The 17104-nt window shown below is 65.1% G+C and carries 17 protein-coding genes; 10 read left to right on the top strand and 7 right to left on the bottom strand.

What is annotated here, in order from left to right; genetic code table 11:
* The first annotated feature begins 63 nt into the window (after positions 1–63).
* Positions 64–1164 carry an Rv3575c family transcriptional regulator gene (locus tag H7J93_RS00610; protein ID WP_267304361.1) on the top strand — a complete coding sequence of 367 codons (1101 nt, stop codon included), beginning with the start codon at positions 64–66 and terminating at the stop codon, positions 1162–1164.
* Here H7J93_RS00610 and otsB read toward each other — a convergent pair.
* Both otsB and kstR read right to left on the bottom strand, forming a co-directional pair.
* On the bottom strand, positions 1161–1913 hold the full coding sequence (gene otsB, locus H7J93_RS00605) for a trehalose-phosphatase (protein ID WP_267304360.1): 753 nt from the start codon (positions 1911–1913) through the stop codon (positions 1161–1163). The two genes, H7J93_RS00610 and otsB, sit on opposite strands and share 4 nt — an antisense overlap.
* A gap of 2 nt (positions 1914–1915) precedes the next feature.
* Positions 1916–2521 (bottom strand): cholesterol catabolism transcriptional regulator KstR, encoded by a 606-nt coding sequence (kstR, locus tag H7J93_RS00600; RefSeq protein ID WP_267304377.1) that lies wholly within the window; start codon positions 2519–2521, stop codon positions 1916–1918.
* A gap of 260 nt (positions 2522–2781) precedes the next feature.
* On the opposite strand from kstR, the gene H7J93_RS00595 reads away from it, so the two are divergent.
* A complete protein-coding gene (locus tag H7J93_RS00595; protein WP_267304359.1) occupies positions 2782–4887 on the top strand; it encodes an acyl-CoA dehydrogenase family protein in 2106 nt (701 codons plus the stop codon).
* Positions 4888–4893: 6 nt separating this feature from the next.
* Here H7J93_RS00595 and H7J93_RS00590 read toward each other — a convergent pair whose 3' ends face one another.
* Positions 4894–5442 carry a hypothetical protein gene (locus H7J93_RS00590; protein WP_267304358.1) on the bottom strand — a complete coding sequence of 183 codons (549 nt, stop codon included), beginning with the start codon at positions 5440–5442 and terminating at the stop codon, positions 4894–4896.
* Between the two features lie 66 nt (positions 5443–5508).
* The gene (locus H7J93_RS00585; RefSeq protein WP_308204897.1) at positions 5509–6561 is read right to left on the bottom strand and encodes a 2Fe-2S iron-sulfur cluster-binding protein; all 1053 of its coding nucleotides are present in this window, start codon (positions 6559–6561) and stop codon (positions 5509–5511) included.
* A 159-nt stretch (positions 6562–6720) separates the two neighbouring features.
* Here H7J93_RS00585 and hsaA point away from each other — a divergent pair, with 159 nt between their 5' ends.
* The 4 genes from hsaA to hsaB are packed head-to-tail and all read left to right on the top strand — an operon-like array spanning position 6721 to position 10274.
* Positions 6721–7905, top strand: coding sequence for a 3-hydroxy-9,10-secoandrosta-1,3,5(10)-triene-9,17-dione monooxygenase oxygenase subunit (gene hsaA, locus H7J93_RS00580; protein WP_267304356.1), 1185 nt, complete (start codon positions 6721–6723; stop codon positions 7903–7905).
* Positions 7905–8789 (top strand): 4,5:9,10-diseco-3-hydroxy-5,9,17-trioxoandrosta-1(10),2-diene-4-oate hydrolase, encoded by an 885-nt coding sequence (hsaD, locus tag H7J93_RS00575; RefSeq protein WP_267304355.1) that lies wholly within the window; start codon positions 7905–7907, stop codon positions 8787–8789. Before hsaA ends, hsaD begins: the two co-directional genes overlap by 1 nt.
* A gap of 13 nt (positions 8790–8802) precedes the next feature.
* Positions 8803–9705 (top strand): iron-dependent extradiol dioxygenase HsaC, encoded by a 903-nt coding sequence (hsaC, locus tag H7J93_RS00570; protein ID WP_267304354.1) that lies wholly within the window; start codon positions 8803–8805, stop codon positions 9703–9705.
* A 2-nt stretch (positions 9706–9707) separates the two neighbouring features.
* Positions 9708–10274 (top strand): 3-hydroxy-9,10-secoandrosta-1,3,5(10)-triene-9,17-dione monooxygenase reductase subunit, encoded by a 567-nt coding sequence (gene hsaB, locus H7J93_RS00565; RefSeq protein ID WP_267304353.1) that lies wholly within the window; start codon positions 9708–9710, stop codon positions 10272–10274.
* On the opposite strand, the gene H7J93_RS00560 is transcribed toward hsaB, so the two are convergent.
* Together H7J93_RS00560 and H7J93_RS00555 are read right to left on the bottom strand one after the other, a co-directional pair.
* Positions 10271–10522 carry a fibronectin-binding protein gene (locus H7J93_RS00560; protein ID WP_267304352.1) on the bottom strand — a complete coding sequence of 84 codons (252 nt, stop codon included), beginning with the start codon at positions 10520–10522 and terminating at the stop codon, positions 10271–10273. The two genes, hsaB and H7J93_RS00560, sit on opposite strands and share 4 nt — an antisense overlap.
* A 9-nt stretch (positions 10523–10531) precedes the next feature.
* A complete protein-coding gene (locus H7J93_RS00555) occupies positions 10532–11302 on the bottom strand; it encodes an alpha/beta fold hydrolase (protein ID WP_267304351.1) in 771 nt (256 codons plus the stop codon).
* Between the two features lie 142 nt (positions 11303–11444).
* Between H7J93_RS00555 and H7J93_RS00550 the strand changes: the two genes are divergently transcribed.
* Positions 11445–11612, top strand: coding sequence for a hypothetical protein (locus tag H7J93_RS00550; RefSeq protein WP_267304350.1), 168 nt, complete (start codon positions 11445–11447; stop codon positions 11610–11612).
* Between the two features lie 21 nt (positions 11613–11633).
* Here H7J93_RS00550 and H7J93_RS00545 read toward each other — a convergent pair whose 3' ends face one another.
* The gene (locus H7J93_RS00545) at positions 11634–12569 is read right to left on the bottom strand and encodes a LysR family transcriptional regulator (RefSeq protein ID WP_267304349.1); all 936 of its coding nucleotides are present in this window, start codon (positions 12567–12569) and stop codon (positions 11634–11636) included.
* A 108-nt stretch (positions 12570–12677) separates the two neighbouring features.
* Between H7J93_RS00545 and H7J93_RS00540 the strand changes: the two genes are divergently transcribed.
* The 3 genes from H7J93_RS00540 to H7J93_RS00530 are packed head-to-tail and all read left to right on the top strand — an operon-like array spanning position 12678 to position 16683.
* Positions 12678–14048, top strand: a complete 1371-nt coding sequence (locus tag H7J93_RS00540; protein WP_267304348.1) for an MFS transporter — start codon at positions 12678–12680, stop codon at positions 14046–14048.
* Complete coding sequence (locus H7J93_RS00535; protein ID WP_267304347.1) at positions 14045–14791, top strand: 3-hydroxybutyrate dehydrogenase; 747 nt, start codon at positions 14045–14047, stop codon at positions 14789–14791. The genes H7J93_RS00540 and H7J93_RS00535 overlap by 4 nt, the downstream gene beginning before the upstream one ends.
* Positions 14788–16683, top strand: a complete 1896-nt coding sequence (locus H7J93_RS00530) for an acetoacetate--CoA ligase (protein ID WP_267304346.1) — start codon at positions 14788–14790, stop codon at positions 16681–16683. Before H7J93_RS00535 ends, H7J93_RS00530 begins: the two co-directional genes overlap by 4 nt.
* Positions 16684–17104: the final 421 nt, after the last annotated feature.

Genomic DNA, 17104 nt, shown 5'->3' with positions numbered 1-17104 from the left:
GTTTCCAATAACTCTAGCCCACAGTATCCCGGAGATGGCAAATCAATCCGCTAACGTCACACCATGCCCAGGAGTCCAGCGCCACGGCGCCGGGCGACCCTGGCCTCATTGGCCGCCGAGCTGAAGGTTTCGCGGACCACCATCTCCAACGCCTACAACCGGCCGGATCAGTTGTCGGCCGAACTCCGTGATCGAGTGCTGGCCACCGCCAAGCGGCTGGGCTATCCCGGACCGGATCCGGTCGCCCGCTCGCTGCGCACCCGAAAGGCCGGGGCCGTCGGACTCATGATCACCGAACCCCTGAACTACTCGTTCAGCGATCCGGCGGCCCTGGACTTCGTCGCCGGCCTGGCGGAGTCATGTGAGGAGGCGGGCCAGGGTCTGCTGCTGGTCGCCATCGGCCCGAACCGGAGCCTCGAGGACGGTTCGGCCGCCGTGCTGGCGGCAGGGGTGGACGGGTTCGTGGTGTACTCCGCCTCCGATGACGACCCCTATCTCCCGGTGGTGCAGCAGCGGCATCTCCCGATCGTGGTCGTCGATCAGCCCAAGGATGTGCCGGGCACCTCCCGCGTGTGCATCGATGATCGCCAGGCCATGCGGCAGCTCGCGGAATACGTTGTGGGACTGGGACACCGGGAGATCGCACTGCTGACGATGCGACTGGGCCGCGATTGGCCGCACGGTGGGCCGGTGCCGGCGCTGGCCGATCCCGAACGTGTCCAGACGCCGCATTTTCACGTTCAGCGCGAGCGCATTCAGGGTGTGCGCGACGCGATGACCGCCGCCGGTCTGGATCCGGACTCGTTGACCGTCATCGAGAGCTATGAACACCTGCCGACGTCGGGAGGGGCGGCCGCGGAGGTCGCCCTCGGCATCAACTCCCGCATCACCGCGTTGATGTGCACGGCCGATGTGCTTGCGCTCTCGGCGATGGATTATCTACGCGCACACGGCATTTACGTGCCGGGGCAGATGACGGTCACCGGATTCGACGGAGTGCCCGAAGCGCTGCGCCGCGGTCTGACGACCGTGGTTCAGTCGAGTATCGAGAAGGGCCGCAGCGCAGGCCGGTTGCTACACCACCCGCCGCGTTCGGGTCTGCCGGTCATCGAGGTGCTCGACACCGAGTTGGTGCGCGGCCGCACCGCCGGGCCGCCGGCTTAGCTGCCGGTCCTCCGGCGCCTGTCCAACAGGTAGGCCAGCGCGGCCGCGACGTCGTCGGGCGATTCCACCCGGTAACTCGCCGCCGTTTCACCGGGTCCGACCTTGACACCGATATCGCCGTCGCGCAGCCGTGCGAACGCCTTTTCGTCGGTCACGTCGTCGCCGAGGAAAACCACCGCGGCCGAACCGGTTTGGTCGCGCAGGATATCCACGGCCTCGCCCTTGTCCGTCGAGATGACCGCGAACTCCAGCACCGCCTTCCCCGCCGTTGCATGCGCATCCCAAGCGGCCGAGGCGCGGCGGGCCGCCTCGAGCGCCGCCTCGCCGTCGGCGGGACTCGCATTGCGGACGTGCAGTGCCACCGACGCCGGTTTGGTCTCGACCGTGACGCCGGGCTTGTCGGCCGCGATCTCGGTGAGCTCGGCGATGATCCGCCTCAGCAGATCCTCGTCGATGTCATGGGCGAACCCGGAGTCGAACTCGGCGCCGTGACTACCGACCAGATGGATGACGGGCGGCACCGCGGACAGCGTGCGCAGCACGTCGAGGGCGCGCCCGGACACCAGGGCGACGGCGGTGTCGGCCAGATCGGCGAGCGCGGTGAGCGCGGCCGCGGCGTCGGGCAGCATCCGGGCATCGGCGGGATTACTGACGATGGGTGCGAGGGTGCCGTCGAAGTCGCAGGTGACAAGGATCTTCGGGACCCGGGAGATCGAATCGAGCGCCCGCTGCAGTTCGATCGGGAGCACGCCTAGATCTTAGGGTGCTCGCCGTCGCCGATCAGCAGCCGTACGGCGAGGTCCAGTCGCTTGCTGACGTCGGTCGCCGAGGCCCGGCGGGTCAGCCACGCCAACAGGTTCGACAGCCACACATCGGAGATGACGCGCGCGATGTGGTACTGGTCCTCGGTCGGTTCACCGTCGCTCATCGCGCGGGCGAACATGGAATCCATCAGCTTGCCCACGTGATCGACTTCGCCTGCCGCCGACGCGTCGGCGAACACAAACGCCCGCGTCATCGCTTCGGTCAGCAGCGGATTGCGTTGCATCGCGCGGTTGAGCTTGCCCACCATGATGTTCAGTCGTTGATACGGGGTACCGCCCGTCAGCGCCGCGCGGTCGGTCTTGGCGTCGATGCGCTCGAACTCCCGGCCCAGCGCCGAGACCAGCAGGTGCACTTTCGACGGGAAGTAGCGGTACAGCGTGCCGACGGCGACATCCGCGCGTTCCGCCACCGCGCGCATCTGCACCGCTTCGTAACCCCCCTTGGACGCGATGGCCAGGGTGGCGTCCAGGATGCGTTTGCGGCGTTCCCGCTGCGCTTCTGATCCGAGTTCGGACTCGGCGAGTACCGCCACGTTCATCACCTGGCGCGGTCGCGAATCCGACGCAGAACCCGGGTTGGGCGACTGGCCGGACATTTGGTCGACTGCTCCTTCATCGTGCGTACTCGCGGGAAACGATACGCATGCCGGACTTCATTTTCTCACTTCAGCACCCCCGCGGCACTGACGTGTCCTGCTGGTATGGCGATCGACTTGACGGTCGATCGCTGGCACTATTAGAACACGTTCTAGTGGGAAGCATAATTTTCTCGCCCAAACGCTAGGAGCACAGGGTGCCAGCCACAATCACCGACGAGCAGTTTGCCGCGCGCGAACTGGTCCGCAGCTGGGCGGCCGCCTCCGGCGCCATCACGGCAGCCAGGGAGGTCGAGCAGGGCCAGCGCGACGCGTGGCGAACCGCCTACGACGGGTTAGCTCAGCTGGGAATCTTCGGCGTTGCGCTTCCCGAGGACAAGGGTGGCGCCGACGGCACCGTCGAGGACCTGTGCGCCATGCTCGACGAGGCGGCAGCGTCGCTGGTACCGGGCCCCGTCGCGACCACGGCTCTGGCCACCCTGCTGGTCGACCGGCCGGACGTGCTTGAGTCGCTGATCTCGGGCGAGCGCGTTGCCGGCGCAGCACTTGCGGCCGACGTGCGATTCGACGGCGGGCACGCATCCGGCACCGCCGAATACGTGCTCGGCGCCGATCCGGGCGGGGTGCTGCTGCTTCCCGCAGGCGATTCCGTGCTGCTGATCGACGGTGGAGCCGACGGCGTCACGATCGAACCGCTGAAGGCGACCGATTTCTCGCGGCCCTTGGCCCGCGTCGTGCTGGATTCCGCACCGGCGGAGGGGTTGTCCGTATCGCCGCAACGCTTCGCCGACGTGGCCGCGACGGTGGCGGCGGCCGAAGCGGCAGGCCTGGCGCGCTGGACACTGCAGACCGCGACGGAGTACGCGAAGGTGCGCGAGCAGTTCGGCAAGCCGATCGGCAGCTTTCAGGCCATCAAGCACATGTGCGCCGAGATGCTGTTGCGTTCCGAGCAGGCGTCCGTGGCCGCAGCCGATGCGGCACGGGCGGTCAGCGAGAACGATGAGCGGCAACTTTCCATCGCCGTGGCAGTGGCCGCCGCCGCGGGGATCAAGGCCGCAAAGGCCAATGCCAAGGACTGCATCCAGGTGCTCGGCGGCATCGGGATCACCTGGGAACACGATGCGCATCTGTATCTGCGCCGCGCCTACGGAATCGAGCACTTCCTCGGTGGTGCGCAACGGTGGCTGCGCCGCATCGCGACACTCACGCAGCAGGGAGTGCGCCGCGAGCTGCGCATCGACCTCGAATCGGTCGAACACCTTCGTCCCGAAATCGCCTCGGCGGTGGCCGAAGTCGCCGCGCAGCCCGAAGAGAAACGGCAGATCGCGCTGGCCGATTCGGGACTGCTGGCACCGCACTGGCCGCGGCCGTACGGCCGCGAGGCGGGCCCGGCCGAGCAGCTGCTGATCGACCAGGAACTCGCCAAGGCCGACGTCGTGCGGCCGGACCTGGTCATCGGATGGTGGGCGGTGCCAACCATTCTCGAGCACGGCAGCCCGGAACAGATCGAACGGTTCGTGCCCGCCACACTGCGTGGCGAGTTCGTCTGGTGCCAGCTGTTCAGCGAGCCGGGAGCGGGTTCCGATCTCGCCGCGCTGCGGACGAAGGCCGTGCGCGCCGAAGGCGGCTGGAAGCTCACCGGGCAGAAGGTGTGGACGTCGGCGGCCCACAAGGCGGCGTGGGGAGTCTGCCTCGCGCGGACCGATCCGGATGCGCCAAAACACAAGGGCATCACGTATTTCCTCATCGACATGACCTCGCCCGGCATCGACATCCGCCCGCTGCGTGAGATCACCGGCGACAACCTCTTCAACGAGGTGTTCTTCGACGAGGTCTTTGTGCCCGACGAGATGGTGGTCGGACCGGTCAACGACGGTTGGCGGTTGGCGCGCACGACGCTGGCGAACGAACGCGTGGCGATGGCCCACGGCACCGCGCTGGGCAACCCGATGGAAGAGTTGTTGCGCACCGTTGCCGACCTCGATCTGGACTCCTCGGGTCAGCAGCAGCTCGGCGAGTTGATCCTGGCGGCGCAGGTCGGCTCACTGCTCGATCAGAAGATCGCGGAACTTGCTGTGGGAGGCCAGGATCCGGGACCGCAGGCCAGCGCGCGCAAGCTGATCGGGGTGCGTTACCGGCAAGCGCTCGCCGAACTGCGGATGGAGCTTTCTGAAGGCGGCGGCGTCGTCGAGAACAAGACCGTCTTCGACTTCCTCAACACGCGCTGTCTGACGATCGCAGGCGGCACCGAACAGATCCTGCTCACCATGGCCGGTGAACGTCTGCTCGGACTTCCGCGATAGGTCGCGCTACGAGAAGGCGGCCTGCGCGCAGGCGTCGGGCGAAGTGAGGTTGACGCCCGCGTACACCACCTGGATGTGCGAGCACACGATGAGCGGTACGTCGGTCCGTGGCTGGCCCGTGCGCCAATCCACCGGGTAGGCCTGGCCGCGCCAGGTGAACTTCTCCGGCGGTCCGCCGCCGAAGAAGATCGTCGTGAACACCACATCGGTCGGCGATTTGAACGACCGGGTGTTCGTCATGTCGTAGTTGAAGTTGATGTAGACGCTGCGGTCCATGGTGCGCAGTGTGGTGGACTGCCGGGCCCACAATTCACCGGGGAACCCGATGACGCCTTCGGGTGCAAGCAGGTTGGCCGCGGTATCGAAATAGCAAGTGCCTTGGGCTGCCACGCAATTGGCGGTGACGCGCATTTCCAGGCTCTGCGCGGGATTGACCGGGATGGACGAGTTCGCTGTGTCGATGGCCGCATTCGCGGGAGCGACCGATGTGACTAGTGCGAGCGTCAGCCAGATCGATGAGATAACCGAAAGCATTCCGGCGAACCGGTTCGTCACATTGCTCCCCTCCGGAGCCGCTGGCTGCGACATCCAAACTCGGTGCCGCGAATGGTAGCCCGCGTATTACTCGTCGTAGGTGACTTCGACCGAATCCGATCGCGGCTTGGCCTGGCAGCCGAGGATGAGGCCTTCGTCGAGGTCGGACTGTTCGAGCACGTCGTTGACCTCCATCTCGACCTCGCCCGATTTCCTCAAAACGGCGCATGCCCCGCAATGGCCCTCGCGGCACGAGAACGGTGCATCGAGACCCTTGTCGAGCAGCACGTCGAGCAACTTCGCGTTGCGTGGCCACGTGATCTCGTGCGTCGCACCGTCGAGCGTGACGATCGCCTTGGCCGGGCCCTCGTCGCTGTCATCTTCCTCGATGACCACCGCGGCGAACGGATCCGATTCCAGCGACTTGAAGACCTCGATGTGGATCCGTTCGGCACCAACCGCCTTCAGCGCTTCCTCGGCCGCGGCCATGAAAGGCCCAGGCCCGCAGATGTAGGCGTCGTGGCCGGCATACGGTTCGGCCAGACCGGCGAGCGCCGCAGCCGTCGGGAGCCCCTGCACGCTGACGAGCCAGTGCACAACGGTGAGACGATCCGGATACTTGGCCGCCAGATCGCGCAATGCACCGCCGAAGATCACCGAGTTCTCATCCTGATTGGCGTAGATCAGCACGACCTTGCCGTTGCCCTCGGTCAATGCCGACTTGCAGATCGACATCATCGGCGTGATACCGCTGCCCGCTCCCATCAGCAGGAAATCGGTGTCGAGCGTCTTGGGAACGAAGGTGCCCGACGGCGCGAGGACATGAATCTTCATGCCGGCGTGGGCGTTGTCGCACAGCCAGTGCGACGCGTACCCGCCATCGGTGCGCTTGACCGTCACGGTCATGGGATCGCCGGTGTATGGCGAACTGCACAGCGAATAGCAGCGGGCCACCGAGCCGGTGCGGTCACTGGGGATCCGCAACGTCAGGAACTGACCGGGTGAGTAGCGCAACCGGTCCGCCGGGATGTCGGTCCCGTCGGGGACCTTGAACACCAGCGAGCGCGCGTCGGCAGTCTCCTCGACGACCTCGGCCAGCTGCAGCTCGAGCACGTGGCTACCGAGCGGCTCGTCCGTCACGAACGGCATCCTTCCTCATCGACCAACCCAACAATAACTAGAACAGGTTATAGAAACGCATATATGCAGGTCCAGGCCCTACAGCGAGGCCCTTCTCGACACAAATCGTAACGTGTTCTAATCTGCTCCTAAGCTCATACTCCCCGGGAGGCAAAACCAGTGACGTCTATTGAACAGCGTGACGTGCAGTCGGTCCTAGCCGGTATCGACGATCTGCTGCCGCTGATCGCCAAGAGGGCACAGGCCACCGAGGAGCTGCGCCGCCTGCCCGACGAGACCGTCGCCGAACTCAACGAGGTCGGCTTCTTCAAGCTGCTGCAGCCCGAACAGTGGAGCGGCCTGCAGTGCGATCCGACGCTGTTCTACGAAGCCGTGCGCCGCATCGCGAGCGCCTGCGGATCGACCGGATGGGTCTCGTCGATCATCGGCGTCCACAACTGGCATCTCGCGCTGTTCGATCAGCAGGCCCAGGAGGATGTGTGGGGTGACGATCCCAGCGTGCGGATCTCGTCGTCGTACGCGCCGATGGGGGCGGGCACCGTCGTCGACGGCGGTTACCTCGTCAACGGTTCGTGGAACTGGTCCTCGGGATGCGACCACGCGACGTGGACATTCGTCGGCGGCCCGGTGATCAAGGACGGCAAGCCCGTCGACTTCGGCAGCTTCCTGATGCCGTTGGGCGACTACACGATCGACGACGTCTGGCATGTCGTCGGGCTCAAGGGCACCGGGAGCAACACGCTGGTGGTCAAGGACGTGTTCGTGCCGCGTCACCGCTTCCTGTCCTACAAGGCGATGAACGACCGCACGGCCGGGGGCCTGAAGACCAATACCGCGCCCGTGTACAAGATGCCGTGGGGCACAGTGCATCCGACCACCATCTCGGCACCGATCGTCGGTATGGCATACGGCGCCTACGACGCGCACGTCGAGCACCAGGGCAAGCGCGTTCGCGCCGCGTTCGCAGGTGAGAAGGCGAAGGACGATCCGTTTGCGAAGGTCCGTATCGCCGAGGCGGCCAGCGACATCGACGCCGCTTGGCGTCAGCTCATGGGCAATGTCGGCGACGAGTACGCGTTGCTCAAGGCAGGCCAGGAGATCCCGTTCGAACTGCGCGCCCGTGCCCGTCGTGACCAGGTGCGTGCCACCGGGCGTGCGATCGCGTCGATCGACCGCCTCTTCGAGGCATCCGGCGCGACAGCGCTCAGCCTCGACGCGCCCGTGCAACGGTTCTGGCGTGATGCGCACGCCGGCCGCGTACACGCCGCCAACGATCCCGAACGCGCCTACCTGATCTTCGGAAACAACGAGTTCGGGCTGCCGCCGCAGGACACGATGGTGTGATGACCTCGTTCGCCGCCGAAGCTGCTCAACAGCAAGAGATCACGTTCGAGTCGACCTCGCGCTACGCGCAGGTCCGGGACGACATGCGGTTGCACTATCACGAGGCCGGTGTCGGGCACGAGAAGACGGTCGTGCTGCTACACGGTGGTGGGCCGGGAGCGTCGAGCTGGTCGAACTTTGGACGCAATATCGCCGTGCTGGCGCAGCACTTCCACGTCATCGCCGTCGACCAGCCGGGTTACGGCCACTCCGACAAGCACACCGAGCACGAGCAGTACAACCGCTACAGCGCGACCGCGTTGCTGAACCTCTTCGACCACCTCGGCATCGAAAGCGCTGACCTGGTGGGCAATTCACTCGGCGGCGGCACCGCGGTGCGGTTCGCTCTCGACAATGGCAGGCGAGCGGGCCGGCTCGTGTTGATGGGGCCTGGCGGATTGTCGGTGAACCTCTTCGCGCCCGACCCCACCGAGGGAGTCAAGCTGCTCGGCAAGTTCACCGCCGAGCCCACGCGCGAGAACATGGAGAAGTTCCTGCGCATCATGGTCTTCGACCAGAGCCTCATCACCGAGGAACTGATCGACGAGCGGTTCGCGATCGCCAGCCAGCCCGAATCGCTGGCCGCCGCGCGCGCCATGGGTAAGTCGTTCGCAGGCGCGGACTTCGAGCTCGGCATGATGTGGCGTGAGGTGTACAAGCTGCGTCAACGGGTACTTCTGATCTGGGGACGCGAGGACCGGGTGAACCCGCTCGACGGAGCGCTGGTAGCGCTCAAGCAGATCCCGAAAGTGCAGCTGCACGTGTTCGGGCAGTGCGGACACTGGGCGCAGCTGGAGAAGTTCGACGAGTTCAACAAACTCACCGTTGATTTCCTAAGTGCGTGAAAGGGGGTAGGTCGTGAGCATCAAATCCCTTGGCTACCTGCGTATCGAGGCCACCGACGTCGGTGCGTGGCGCGAGTACGGGCTGAAGGTGCTCGGCATGGTCGAGGGCTCCGGAACGACCGAAGGCGCGCTGTACCTGAGGATGGACGACTTCCCTGCGCGCCTGGTCATCGTCCCGGGCCAACACGACAGGCTGCTGCAGTCGGGCTGGGAGACGGCCAACGCCGCTGCGCTGCAGGATATTCGCAACCGGCTCGACATCGAAGGCACGCCGTACAAGGAGGCGTCGACGGCTGAACTCGCCGAACGCCGCGTCGACGAGATGATCACGTTCGACGACCCGTCGGGCAACACCCTCGAGGTGTTCCACGGCGCCGCGCTGGAGCACCGCCGCGTCGTCAGCCCGTACGGCCACAAGTTCGTCACCGAGGAGCAAGGTCTCGGACACGTCGTCCTGACCACCCGTGACGATGCCGAGACGCTGCACTTCTATCGCGATGTGCTCGGGTTCCACCTGCGCGATTCCATGCGCCTGCCACCGCAACTGGTGGGCCGGCCCGCCGACGGTCCGCCCGCATGGCTGCGCTTCCTCGGCGTGAACCCGCGCCACCACAGCCTGGCGTTCATGCCCGGCGAAACCCCCAGCGGCATCGTGCATCTGATGGTGGAGGTCGGCGAGGCCGACGACGTCGGGCTGTGTCTGGACCGTGCGCTGCGCCGCAAGGTCCCGATGTCCGCCACCCTCGGCCGCCATGTCAACGACAAGATGCTGTCGTTCTACATGAAGACCCCCGGCGGGTTCGACGTCGAATTCGGCTGTGAGGGCCTGCAGGTCGAAGACGACGACGACTGGATCGCCAGGGAGAGCACCGCAGTCAGCCTGTGGGGCCACGACTTCAGCATCGGCTTCAAGTAACGGTGTCGGCGGAACCGATCGACCCTCGCACATTCCGAAATGTGCTGGGGCAGTTCTGCACCGGCATCACCGTGATCACCACCGTGCATGAGGGCGAGCCGATCGGGTTCGCGTGCCAGTCGTTCGCCGCGCTGTCGCTCGAGCCGCCACTGGTGCTGTTCTGCCCGACCAAGGTGTCGCGGTCCTGGAAGGCCATCGAGGCCAGCGGCCGCTTCTGCGTCAACGTGCTGCACGAAAAGCAGAAGGACGTCTCGGCGCGCTTTGGCTCCAAGGAGCCCGACAAGTTCGCCGAGATCGACTGGCATCCATCGAAACTCGGATCACCCATCATCAAGGACACGCTGGCGCACATCGATTGCACGGTCCATTCGGTGCACGACGGTGGCGATCATCTTGTCGTCTTCGGTGCCGTGCACTCGTTATCCGATGTGCCGCACAAGAAGCCGCGCCCGCTGTTGTTCTATCGGGGCAACTACACGGGCATCGAACCGGACAAGACGTCGCCTGCGCACTGGCGCGATGACCTGGAGGCGTTCCTGACCGCCACCACGGACGACACCTGGCTCTAGACGCAGCCTGCCGAGCACGGGTCGAGCGGCGGCAACGTGTCGGGTGCCGGTGCGTTCGGATCTGCCGCCGGGAACTGCTGGGTGAGATCCACGTCCTGCTCGAGATCCGGTGCCATCGGGATGATGTTGCAGATGAAACTGAGCGCGAGGTCGCACGGAGGGCGGCCGGGCTGTGCGCCGGCGGGGGCGGCGAGCGCCACCGCCGCGCCACACATGGCTACGGCCGCAATGATCGCCTTTTTCAACACCGGCTCACTTTAGCGCGCTGCGGAATCGATGAAATCGATAATCGTCTGCGCCACCTCGCGGTGCATCGTGTCGTTGAGGATGTCGTGGCGTCCGCCTGCGAATGCCACGATCTGCAGCGGTTCGATCTGCTCGGCATAGGCTCTGACGGCACCTACCGGTGCGATCGGATCGTTGACGCCGTGCACCGCCAATGTCGGGACCGACAACTTGGGTAGCTCCGCGCCGAACCTGTCCCAGGCCCAGTCGAGCTCGCGTGAGAGCGGTGCGCCGTCGGCGTCGACGAACGCGAGCGGGTCGTTCTCGAGCGAGTCGAGGTAGAACGGGTCCGCGGAGAGCCAGCCCGGATCGAGATCGAACGCGCTGTCGGCGTCGAGCAACTCAGGGATCGGCACCAGGGGAGCACCGGAGATGATCCCTGCGCGGTAGCGGTCGGGCTTCCCGAGCAGCCGAAAAAGCGTGACCACCGCCCCGAAGGAATGCCCCTGGGCGATCAGCGGCAGACCCGGCCGGTCGGCTTCGGCCAGTTCGGTGAGCGAGTCGGCGAGGTCGAAGCTGTCGGCGATTGACCCGAAGTCGCCGCGGGTGCCGGGACTGAGTCCGTGGCCGAACTGGTCGACCGCCCACAGGTCGATGCCAGCGGCGTTGAGGGCGAAGCCGTAGCGGTGATAGATGCCGGTGTGCTCGCCGAAGCCGTGCAGAAATACGACGGCGGCACGTGGCTCGGCGGCGGCCCAGTGCCGGTAGTACGCGCGGCCCTTCGGATGGTCGATGAACGGCATGCCCAAGCCTGTCTTAGACGGCGCGATTCTGCCAAGCGTCCATCAATTACTGCCAGCGGAATTATTGCTCTGACCAGTCTGTTTAGACCATCAGACCGGCCCGTGAAGAACAGCCGGAGGAGCAACAGAAGAGGGAACGAAGATGAAGAAGTTCGGATTCGTCACAGTCATCGCAAGTGGTTTGGCCGCGGCTCTGATCGGTTTGGCCGGCCCCGCCCAGGCAGACAGCGAGCACCACGTGTGGCTCGATCGGATCAGCCCAACGGTCAACGTCCCGCACGTAGACACCACGGTGCACCAGAGCCGCTGAGTCCACGACAGAGAAGGGCACTCACTGCGGTGGGTGCCCTTTTGCATGTGCGCCGAGCAGCACTTCGCGCTGGTCGCTCATCCGATGCTGGATCGCCGCCACCACCGCCGCCACCTCGGGTCTGCGCAGTGTCTCGCCGCGCGCGACCAGCCAATAGGTCAACTGGACTGCCACCTCGTCGGGCAGCACCCGAACCAGATCGTCGTGCCGGTCGGCCATGAAGCACGGCAGCAGGCCGATACCCGCCGCGGCGCGCGTTGCCTGGACGTGCACGAAGACGTTGGTGGACGTGACGGATTCGCGCATGTCCGGGGCGAAGCCGGTGGCCGCATCGAGGTCGTCGACCTGCAGCATCGAGTCGATGAAGTAGACCAACGGATAGCGGGCGAGGTCCGTGACGCTTGTCGGAGTTCCGTTGTCGGCCAGGTAGTGACGGGCGGCGTAGAGGCCGAGGCAATAGTCACCGAGCCGGATCGCCTTGGCGCGGTGCACCTTTGGCTCGCCGACCACGACCTCGATGTCCAGGCCGGACCGCTGTTGGGTGGCACGCCGTGTTGCAGCGACGATCTCGACGGCGACCTTGGGATGGCTCTTCTGCACCTCTGCGGCAGCGGGTGCGGCGATGTAGGCGGAGAACCCGTCGGTCGCCGATATCCGGACCACTCCCTCGAGCGCGGGTTCTCCTTCGGAGTGGACGGTCAGCGATCGCACGGCCGATTCGACGGCCTCGGCGGCCGAGAGTGCCTCGCGTCCGAGATCGGTGAGCTCCCAGCCGCCCGCGACACGGGAGAGGACCCGCCCACCGATCGACTGCTCCAAAGCCGCGATGCGCCGCGAGATCGTCGTGTGGTTGAGGCCGAGTTCTTCGGCGGCGATGTTGTAGCGACCTGAGCGGCCGACGGCCAGCAGAACAAGCAGGTCGTCCGCGCTTGGTCGACGCTCCGAAGGCAACGGCATATCTGCATTTTTGCAGATACCTCCTGCAGTTTTGCCCATTGCAGGTGCGGGTACCTGCAGGAATACTCACAGTCGTCTGTGCGGTGCGGCACAATCTAGGAGCGTGCGATGACGGTTCACAATGACCCGGGAGCAAGTGATCCAGCCTCTGCCCCGACCGGCCTCAAACGTGTGGTCGTGGCGTCGATGGCGGGGACCGTCGTCGAGTGGTACGAGTTCTTCCTCTACGGGACCGCCGCGACGCTGGTGTTCAACAAGATCTTCTTCGCGCAGAGCGACAGCGTCTACGGCGCCATCTTCGCCGCGTTCCTGACGTATGCGGTCGGCTTCGTCGCACGTCCACTCGGCGGTGTGGTCTTCGGTCACTTCGGTGACAAGTTCGGCCGCAAGAAGCTGTTGCAGTTCGCCATCCTGCTCGTGGGTGTCGTGACGTTCCTCATGGGATGTCTGCCGACCTACGACCAGATCGGGATCTGGGCGCCGGTACTTCTGATCGTCCTTCGCTTCCTGCAGGGCTTTGCGGTGGGTGGCGAATGGGGCGGTGCCATCCTCCTGGTGGCTGAACACAGCCCGAACTCCAGTCGGGCCTTCTGGGCGAGTTGGCCTCAGGCCGCGGTCCCTGTCGGCAACATGCTCGCGACGGTCGTGCTGTGGGCGCTCACCGCGACGCTGTCCGAAGCGTCCTTCCTGTCGTGGGGCTGGCGAGTCGCGTTCTGGCTGTCCGCAGTGGTGGTCCTGATCGGCTACTACATCCGGACGAAGGTCAGCGATGCACCGATATTCCTTGAGGCCCAACAGGAAATCGAGCGGGTCAAGGCCGTGTCATACGGTGTCGTCGAGGTGCTCAAGCGTTATCCGCGAGGCGTGTTCACCGCGATGGGCCTGCGCTTCGCCGAGAACATCATGTACTACCTCGTCGTCATCGTGTCGATCACCTATCTCAAGGTGCAGGTCGGTGTCGACACCAGTGCGATCCTGCGCTACATGCTCGTCGCACACGCGGTGCACTTCGTGGTGATTCCGCTTGTCGGCAAGCTGGCCGATCGGTACGGCCGTCGGCCGGTCTACTTCGTCGGCACGGTGTTGGCGGCGACGTGGGGCTTCTTCGCGTTCCCGATGATGGACACCGCGAACTATCTGCTCATCATCACCGCCATCGTCATCGGTCTGGTCATCCATGCGCTCATGTACGCGCCACAGCCGGCGATCATGGCCGAGATGTTCCCCACCCGGATGCGGTATTCCGGTGTGTCTCTTGGGTATCAGGTCACGTCGATCGTGGCGGGCTCGGCGGCTCCGGCGATTGCGGTCAAGTTGCTCGAGATCTACGACTCGTGGGTGCCGATCGCGATCTACCTCGCGGGCGCCGCGGCGATCACGCTGATCGCGGTGCTGTACATGCGCGAGAGCAACGGTCTCGACCTGAAGACCATCGATGAGACCGACCGTGAGCAACTCGCGAAGTCGGGTGCTGTATGAGTGAGCTCGCGGGGCGTACCGCGCTTGTCACCGGAGGTGCGAGCGGCATCGGTGAGGCCTGCGCCCGCGAGTTGGCCGCACGGGGCGCGGTGGTCACCGTCGCGGACCGCGACGACGTTGGTGCCAAATCGGTGGCTGACGATATCGGCGGAAAGGCTTGGGCCATCGACCTTTCCGATGTCACGGCGCTGGAGGACCTACAGCTCGAAGCCGACATCCTGGTCAACAACGCCGGCGTGCAGCACGTCAGCCCGATTCCCGATTTTCCGCCGGACCGTTTTCGTCACCTGATGACGCTGATGGTCGAATCGCCGTTTTTGTTGATCCGCGCGGCACTGCCACATATGTATCGGCAGAACTTCGGCCGGATCATCAACATCTCGTCGGTGCACGGGATAAGGGCATCGGAGTACAAGGTCGCCTATGTGACCGCCAAGCACGCGCTCGAAGGTCTTTCGAAGGTCACCGCTCTGGAGGGAGCTTCGCACGACGTGACCAGTAACTGCGTCAACCCCGGCTATGTGCGAACACCATTGGTGACCAAACAGATCGCCGATCAGGCCAAGGTGCACGGCATCGCTGAGGATAAGGTGGTGACCGACATTCTGCTGAAGGAGAGTGCCATCAAACGTCTGGTGGAACCCGAGGAAGTGGCGGCGCTGGTGGGTTGGCTGGCCTCACCCAACGCGGGCATGGTGACCGGGGCGTCGTACACGATGGACGGAGGCTGGAGCGCGCGATGACCGGTGCCGCACCGCAATGGGTGCCGACGGATGAGGACGTGGCCAATGCGCGAGTGACCGATTTCGCGCGATTCGTGGCTGAGCATGCAGGCGTGACCACCACGGATTACACGTCGCTGTGGCAGTGGTCGGTCGACGATCCCGCAGCGTTCTGGGCCGCACTGTGGGACTACTTCGAGCTCGGTGACCGCGGAGAGCAGGTCCTCGAGAACGAGACGATGCCTGGGGCGCAATGGTTTCCCGGCGTGACGTTGAACTACGTGGATCAGGTCATCCGGAACGCACGCACCGATCGGCCGGCCATCATCGATGTCGCGGAGGACGGCACGGTCACAGAACTCTCGTGGGCCGAATTGCTCGGACGCACTGCGGCCTTCGCCGAAAGGCTGCGCTCTCATGGGGTGGGAGTGGGCGATCGCGTCGTCGGTTACCTGCCCAACGTCCCCGAAGCGGTCATCGCCTTCCTGGCGACTGCGAGCATCGGTGCGATTTGGAGTGCCTGCGGCCAGGACTACTCGGCGAAGGCCGCGCTGGACCGGCTCGGGCAGCTCGAGCCGGTGGTGTTGGTGACCGCCGAGGGGTATCAGTTCGGCGGCAAGACCTACGACAAGCGGGAGGACGTCGAGGGCCTGCGCGCGGGACTACCGACGCTGAAGGCGACGGTGCTGGCCTCCGAACTCGTAGCAAGCGGTGGCGAGCTCGCGACGGTGCCCGTCGACTTCGCCCATCCGCTGTGGATCCTGTACTCGTCGGGGACGACGGGTAAGCCCAAAGGGATCGTGCACGGACACGGCGGCGTGGTGCTCGAACATTTGAAGGCCATTGCGCTGCAGTCCGATATCGGACCTGACGACACGTTCTTCTGGTACACGAGCCCGAGCTGGATGATGTGGAACTTCCAGATCGCCGGGTTATTGGTGGGTGCGACGATCGTCTGTTATTCAGGCAGCCCAAGCGCTGGTCGGCCGGATGCGCTGTGGGACATCGCCGCCCGGCTTCGGGCGACGGTCCTCGGTACCAGTCCCGGCTATGTGCTCGGGTGCGCGAAGGCGGGTGCCGTTCCGCGCAAAGATCACGACCTGTCGGCGCTGAAGACCGTCGGCATCACCGGATCGTCGCTGCCGCCGTCATCGTCATTGTGGTTGCGCGACAACGTAGGCGAGCGCGTTCAGGTTGCGTCGATCAGCGGCGGCACCGATGTGGTGTCCGCGTTCATCGGCGGTGTGCGCACGGTGCCGGTGTGGCCGGGCGAGCTCTCGGCGCCGTATCTGGGTGTCGCACTGGATGCCTGGGACGAGTCGGGTAACCCGGTGCGCGGTGAGGTCGGCGAGTTGGTCATCACGAAACCGATGCCGTCGATGCCGATCGGCTTTTGGAACGACCCCGATGGATCGCGTTATCGCAGTGCGTATTTCGAGATGTTTCCAGGAGTCTGGCGACATGGTGACTGGATCACGATCACCGATCACGGCAGCATCATCGTGCACGGACGTTCGGATTCGACTCTGAACCGGCATGGTATCCGGATGGGCAGCGCCGATATTTACCAGGCGGTAGAGCGTCTGCCCGAGGTTGCCGAGGCGTTGGTCATCGGCTGTGAGCAGGAGGACGGCGGGTACTGGATGCCGTTGTTCGTGGTGCTCGCTGAGGGGGCCGCGCTCGACGACGACCTCCGCGAACGGATCAAGAAGACGATTCGCGACGAGGTGTCCCCGCGACACGTTCCCGACGAAATCATCGAGGCTCCCGGGGTGCCGCATACGCGCACTGGCAAGAAGCTCGAGGTGCCGATCAAGAAGCTGTTCGGCGGCGCGGATGCCGCGAAGGTGGTGGAGCGCACCGCCGTCGACGATCCCGCGTTGCTGGATTGGTACGCCAGCCTCAAGCGCTGACTCGTCAGTTCTCTGACCGGATGATGTGGTCTTCGGCTTCGTCAACGGTGGGTGGAACGGTGGTGATCATTTGAGTCTCCTTTGTGAGTGAGAGTTTGGCCTCGTTCAGTTGGTGAATTCGAAGCTACGGATCTGCCTTGGAAGTTCCTTGGCGCATCCAGCTGCGGACCCACCGGCGCGGTGGCTCGCTTGTGCGCACTAGTCGCGAAGTGAGCGATTGAGCCGTTATGCGCATTGTGCTCACGCGGGGGTTTGAGCTGCGATGGCTTGTCGGCCTGTTGCCTCAGGTCAACATGCCGCGAAGGGTTATTCGTTGCCTCACGTAAGCGTGCGCGCTTGTTCATGGGGGCTGTGGTGCCGGGTGCGGCTTTGCTGGTCGTTAGGGTATGCAGCTGGGTGGTGAGGGCGTGGACCTGGCGCT

It is taken from the genome of Mycobacterium barrassiae, from assembly GCF_025822765.1.
GTDB lineage: Bacteria > Actinomycetota > Actinomycetes > Mycobacteriales > Mycobacteriaceae > Mycobacterium > Mycobacterium barrassiae.
This window is presented reverse-complemented; position numbering and strand designations above follow the sequence as displayed.